The sequence below is a fragment of the Selenomonas sp. oral taxon 137 str. F0430 genome (assembly GCF_000183625.1).
In the GTDB taxonomy this organism is placed as follows: domain Bacteria; phylum Bacillota; class Negativicutes; order Selenomonadales; family Selenomonadaceae; genus Centipeda; species Centipeda artemidis.
Genome location: NZ_AENV01000002.1, coordinates 178,332 through 184,999 on the forward strand (window position 1 = coordinate 178,332; position 6,668 = coordinate 184,999).

The 6,668-nt window shown below is 52.7% G+C and carries 2 protein-coding genes and 2 rRNA genes; all 4 read left to right on the forward strand.

Annotated features, from left to right (window positions below; translation table 11 throughout):
* The first annotated feature begins 17 nt into the window (after positions 1–17).
* The 4 genes from rfbA (at position 18) to HMPREF9162_RS01100 (ending at position 6,658) form a co-directional block, all read left to right on the forward strand.
* Entirely contained in the window at positions 18–893 is an 876-nt protein-coding gene (gene rfbA / locus HMPREF9162_RS01085) for a glucose-1-phosphate thymidylyltransferase RfbA (RefSeq protein WP_009438005.1), read from the forward strand.
* A 10-nt stretch (positions 894–903) separates the two neighbouring features.
* The gene (rfbC, locus tag HMPREF9162_RS01090; protein WP_009438089.1) at positions 904–1,458 is read left to right on the forward strand and encodes a dTDP-4-dehydrorhamnose 3,5-epimerase; all 555 of its coding nucleotides are present in this window, start codon (positions 904–906) and stop codon (positions 1,456–1,458) included.
* 279 nt (positions 1,459–1,737) lie between these two features.
* Positions 1,738–3,281: ribosomal RNA gene (locus HMPREF9162_RS01095) — 16S ribosomal RNA — on the forward strand.
* A gap of 287 nt (positions 3,282–3,568) precedes the next feature.
* Positions 3,569–6,658, forward strand: a 23S ribosomal RNA gene (locus tag HMPREF9162_RS01100).
* The 16S and 23S rRNA genes sit together here, the layout of an rRNA operon.
* The last annotated feature ends 10 nt before the right edge of the window (positions 6,659–6,668 follow it).

Consider the following 6,668-nt stretch of genomic DNA (forward strand, 5'->3'; position numbering starts at 1 on the left):
AAATGGAGAGGTGACGTATGATAAGAAAGGGCATCATCCTCGCAGGGGGCTCGGGAACGCGGCTCTATCCGCTGACGAAGGTCGTATCAAAGCAGCTCATGCCGATCTACGACAAGCCGATGATTTACTATCCGCTCAGCACGCTGATGCTCGCAGGGATTCGTGACATTCTCATCATCACGACGCCTGCGGACAGCGAACTCTATCAATCGCTCCTTGGTGACGGCAGCCGGTATGGTCTTTCGATTTCCTATGCCGTACAGCCGCATCCGGACGGACTCGCGCAGGCGTTCCTCATCGGAGAGAACTTCATCGCGGGCGAGGGATGCGCACTTGTCCTCGGAGATAACATCTTCTATGGATCGGATTTTGCGCAGGTACTGCAAAATGCTGTGCAGCGCGATACAGGCGCAACGGTCTTTGCCTACTACGTCTCTGATCCGGAACGGTACGGCGTCGTTTCCTTTGATGAGGTGGGGAATGCAACCTCTTTGGAGGAAAAGCCGAAGCATCCGCAGTCCAACTATGCGGTGACGGGACTTTACTTCTACGATGCGGACATTGTGGACGTCGCGCGGACGATTCGCCCCTCGGCACGCGGGGAACTGGAGATTACGGATGTCAACATTGCGTATCTGACGGCCGGGAAGCTTTACGTTGAGCGTCTGCGGCGCGGCTATGCGTGGCTCGATACGGGGACGCACGAATCCCTCCTCTCGGCGGCAACATTCGTCCAGACGATACAGGCGCGGCAGGGACTCAAGATTTCCTGTATCGAGGAGATCGCGTATCGCATGGGCTACATCGATGCCGAGCAGGTGATGCGGCTTGCGGAACCGCTCGCGAAGAACGAATACGGCGACTATTTGAAACGCGTGATTAACGATAGATAGAAGGAACTTTATGAAGGTTATTGAGACGAAACTGCCCGGCGTGCGCATTCTAGAGCCGCAGGTATTTGGGGATGCGCGGGGCTGGTTTATGGAGAGCTGGTCGCAGAAGAAAATGGAGAATGCGGGCATTCACGTCGACTTTGTGCAGGACAATCATTCCTTTTCTGCCGAGAGAGGGACACTGCGCGGACTGCATTATCAGCTGAATCCGATGGCACAGGCAAAGCTGCTGCGCGTATCACGCGGCGCCGTCTTTGACGTTGCGGTCGACATTCGCTGCGGTTCGCCGACCTATGCGCAGTGGATCGGAATCGAGCTTTCAGCAGAGAATTATCGTCAACTCTTCATTCCGCGCGGCTTTGCCCATGGGTTTATTACGCTCACCGATAATGTTGAGGTGCAGTATAAGGCGGATAATCTCTATGCGCCGGATTGTGACGGTAATATCCGCTGGGATGACCCTGCCATCGGTGTCGCGTGGCCGTTTACCCCTGTCGTCCTTTCGGAGAAGGATGCCATTGCGCCGAGTCTTGCGGAGCGGACAGAACTGAACTTCGTTTATTAAGATTAAGATATTCACTCATTTTAGCTTAGATTTTTTCAGATTTTTTGACAAAATCAAGAAAAAGGGACTTGACGAAGAAAAGCCGTTGTGTTATATTATGACAGTCGCGCTGATGAAGGCTAGAGGCTGTCGAGGCGCGCAAGATGTACCCTGAAAACTACACAATGCAGAGAGGTTAGAGATAATCTAACCGAAGCCAGATGCAACATCGTTGATAATTTGGTCAACGAGAACAATTCTTTTACAGAATGACATTAATGAGTCGAGTGAGGCTCTTCTTTTACGGAGAGTTTGATCCTGGCTCAGGACGAACGCTGGCGGCGTGCTTAACACATGCAAGTCGAACGGAGCGAATGAAAGCTTGCTTTTATGAGCTTAGTGGCAAACGGGTGAGTAACACGTAGACAACCTGCCGATCAGATGGGGACAACATTCCGAAAGGAATGCTAATACCGAATGGCGTGTAGGGGAGGCATCTTCCCTACATGAAAGATGGCCTCTATATATAAGCTATCACTGATCGATGGGTCTGCGTCTGATTAGCTGGTGGTAAGGTAACGGCTTACCTAGGCGACGATCAGTAGCCGGTCTGAGAGGATGAACGGCCACATTGGGACTGAGACACGGCCCAGACTCCTACGGGAGGCAGCAGTGGGGAATCTTCCGCAATGGGCGCAAGCCTGACGGAGCAACGCCGCGTGAGTGAAGAAGGTCTTCGGATCGTAAAGCTCTGTTGAAGGGGACGAACGTACGCAGTGCGAATAGTGCTGAGTAATGACGGTACCTTTTGAGGAAGCCACGGCTAACTACGTGCCAGCAGCCGCGGTAATACGTAGGTGGCGAGCGTTGTCCGGAATCATTGGGCGTAAAGGGAGCGCAGGCGGCCATGTAAGTCTTGCTTAAAAGTTCGGGGCTCAACCCCGTGATGGGCAAGAAACTATATGGCTTGAGTGCAGGAGAGGAAAGCGGAATTCCCAGTGGTAGCGGTGAAATGCGTAGATATTGGGAGGAACACCAGTGGCGAAGGCGGCTTTCTGGACTGCAACTGACGCTGAGGCTCGAAAGCCAGGGGAGCGAACGGGATTAGATACCCCGGTAGTCCTGGCCGTAAACGATGGATACTAGGTGTGGGAGGTATCGACCCCTACCGTGCCGGAGTTAACGCAATAAGTATCCCGCCTGGGGAGTACGGTCGCAAGACAGAAACTCAAAGGAATTGACGGGGACCCGCACAAGCGGTGGAGTATGTGGTTTAATTCGAAGCAACGCGAAGAACCTTACCAGGTCTTGACATTGATTGACAGGGATAGAGATATCCTATTCTCTTTGGAGACAAGAAAACAGGTGGTGCATGGCTGTCGTCAGCTCGTGTCGTGAGATGTTGGGTTAAGTCCCGCAACGAGCGTAACCCCTGTCCTTTGTTGCCAGCATGTAGTGGTGGGCACTCAAAGGAGACTGCCGCGGAGAACGCGGAGGAAGGCGGGGATGACGTCAAGTCATCATGCCCCTTATGACCTGGGCTACACACGTACTACAATGGGACGGACAGAGAGCAGCGAGAGGGCGACCTTAAGCGAACCTCAAAACCGTTTCTCAGTTCGGATTGCAGGCTGCAACTCGCCTGCATGAAGTCGGAATCGCTAGTAATCGCAGGTCAGCATACTGCGGTGAATACGTTCCCGGGTCTTGTACACACCGCCCGTCACACCACGGAAGTCGTTCACACCCGAAGCCGGCGCAGCCGTCTAAGGTGGGGAAGGTGACTGGGGTGAAGTCGTAACAAGGTAGCCGTATCGGAAGGTGCGGCTGGTATCACCTCCTTTCTAAGGATAAGATGAACTTCACGGTTCATATCTTAGGTCGGTCATTTGGCTGAATTCTGCATTGTCTAGTTTTGAGGGTATATTGCTCTCATGTTCACTGAAAACTACACAGAAGAAACGAAAAGAAAATCTAAATAAAGGGAGACACGAAAGTGTTTTCCTCACTGAGGTCTATCCATTGGGCAACTGATGGAAAGAAGAACAGAATGGATTTTCCCGAGGAATGTGAAAACATTTCTCCAAGCAAATTAGGATAAAGCGAAAATACCTTTTAGTCGTAAGACGTAAGTCAAGCGAAGAAGGGCATACGGCGGATGCCTAGGCGTTTCGAAACGAAGAAGGACGCGATAAGCTGCGATAAGCCATGGCGAGCTGCAAGTAAGCATTGACCCATGGATTTCCGAATGGGGCAACCCGGCAGGAGTAATGACCTGTCATCCTACTTTCGAGGTAGGAAGACCCACCCGATGAACTGAAACATCTAAGTAGTCGGAGGAAAAGAAAACAAAGGTGTTCTGCTCATGAATGGGCTGGATGCAGATCGACAGGATATTTACTTCTCAGCAAGGAAGAAGACGGAGTCGTAGTCGGAAGCTACGGCGACGGCTGATGACACAGCTGAGGAGGAAATAGACCGAGAGATGCGCCAGAATGTTCATGAGTAGAGCACAGTGATTCCCTGAGTAGCGGCGAGCGAAACGGGAGGAGCCCAAACCAGAGGACTTCGGTTCTTTGGGGTTGCGGACCTGCAACAAGCTTCATCATCTAGTGGAAGTATCTGGGGAAGGTACGGCGAAGAGAGTGAGACCCTCGTACACGAAAGAAGAGAGAGTGGGCAGGAATCCAGAGTACCACAGGGCACGAGGAACCCGGTGGGAAGCAGGGTGGACCACCATCCAAGGCTAAAACATGACGAAACGACCGATAGCGGAAAGTACCGTGAGGGAAAGGTGAAAAGAACCCCGGGAGGGGAGTGCAAAAGAACCTGAAACCGTATGTCTACAAACAGTCGAAGCACAATCAATGTGCGACGGCGTGCCTATTGAAGAATGAACCGGCGAGTTGATTTATACTGCGAGGTTAAGCGGGAGACGCGGAGCCGCAGCGAAAGCGAGTCTTAAGAGGGCGGAAGTAGTATGGATCAGACCCGAAACCACAGTGATCTATGCATGTCCAGGTTGAAGCTCAGGTAAAAATGAGTGGAGGACCGAACCGGTGAGTGTTGAAAAACTTTCGGATGAGGTGTGCATAGGGGTGAAATGCCAATCGAACGTGGAGATAGCTGGTTCTCCCCGAAATAGCTTTAGGGCTAGCCTTAAGCGAATAACCATAAAGACGGTAGAGCACTGATCGGGCAAGGGGGCGTAAAGCCTACCGACCCCAGTCAAACTACGAATGGCTTATATGGGCAGCTTAGGAGTCAGCGTGCGAGTGATAAGACCCGTACGCAAGAGGGAAACAGCCCAGACCGCCGGCTAAGGTCCCAAATGCTGTGCTAAGTGGAAAAGGATGTAGGACTTCGAAAACAACCAGGATGTTGGCTCAGAAGCAGCCACCATTAAAAGAGTGCGTAATAGCTCACTGGTCGAGAGGCCCTGCGCCGAAAATATCCGGGGCTCAAGCACAGAACCGAAGCCGCGGCAAAGTAGTAATACTTTGGGTAGGGGAGCGTTCTTACTTGGAAGAAGGCAGACCGGAAGGACTGCTGGACGAGTAAGAAGTGAGAATGCCAGTATGAGTAGCGAAACGACAGGTGAGAATCCTGTCCACCGAAAGCCTAAGGGATCCTGGGCAACGCTCGTCGCCCCAGGGTAAGTCGGGACCTAAGCCGAGGCGTAAAGCATAGGCGATGGACAACCGGTGAAAATTCCGGTACCGGGTCAGTTTGTTTGAGGATGGAGTGACGCAGGAAGGAAGCTGAGCGCGCGACTGTTGGGCGCGTCGAAGGCGGTAGGCTAGTACGGAGGCAAATCCCCGTACTATAAGGCCGAGAACCGATAGATAGGAGAGACTACGGTCAATCTGAATTCAGCCGCACTACACTGCCAAGAAAAGCTTCTAACGAGAACTGATCCGCCCGTACCAAACCGACACAGGTAGGCGGGGAGAGAATCCTAAGGTGCGCGGGAAAACCCTCGTTAAGGAACTCGGCAAAATGCATCCGTAACTTCGGGAAAAGGATGGCCGGAGGTTGTGAAGTTATTTACTGATGGAGCGACAGCCGGCGGCAGAAAAGAGGCCCAAGCGACTGTTTACCACAAACACAGGTGCCTGCGAAAGCGCAAGCTGAAGTATAGGTGCTGACGCCTGCCCGGTGCAGGAAGGTTAAGGAGAGTTGTTAGTCTTTGGGATGAAGCAGCGAACTGAAGCCCCTGTAAACGGCGGCCGTAACTATAACGGTCCTAAGGTAGCGAAATTCCTTGTCGGGTAAGTTCCGACCCGCACGAAAGGCGTAACGATTTGGGCACTGTCTCAACGAGGGACCCGGTGAAATTGAAATACCTGTGAAGATGCAGGTTACCCGCGACTGGACAGAAAGACCCCATGGAGCTTTACTGCAGCTTGGCATTGGTCTTTGGCATATAACGTACAGGATAGCCGGGAGACTGGGAAAATATCTCGCTAGAGGTATTGGAGTCACCGTTGGGATACCGGCCTTTATATGCTAAGGATCTAACCGGAATGTTAACAGCATTCGGGACAGTACCAGGCGGGCAGTTTGACTGGGGCGGTCGCCTCCGAAAGAGCAACGGAGGCGTCCAAAGGTTCCCTCAGCGCGGACAGAAATCGCGCGCAGAGCATAAAGGCAGAAGGGAGCTTGACTGCGAGACTGACGGGTCGAGCAGGTACGAAAGTAGGGCTTAGTGATCCGGTGGAAAGAGAGTGGAATTGCCATCGCTCAACGGATAAAAGCTACCCTGGGGATAACAGGCTAATCTCTCCCAAGAGTCCATATCGACGGGGAGGTTTGGCACCTCGATGTCGGCTCATCACATCCTGGGGCTGAAGCAGGTCCCAAGGGTTGGGCTGTTCGCCCATTAAAGTGGTACGTGAGCTGGGTTCAGAACGTCGTGAGACAGTTCGGTCCATATCCATCGCGGGCGCAAGATACATGAGGGAGGCTGCTCCTAGTACGAGAGGACCGGAGTGGACGAACCAACGGTGTACCGGTTGTCCTGCCAAGGGCACGGCCGGGTAGCTGCGTTCGGAAGGGATAAACGCTGAAAGCATCTAAGCGTGAAGCCCGTCCCGAGATGAAGTATCTCATCTCAATCAGAGAGTAAGACCCCTTGCAGAAGACGAGGTAGATAGGCTGGGCGTAGAAGTGCGGCAACGCATGCAGCTGACCAGTACTAATCGGTCGAGGGCTTGATTTATTTTGTTGGT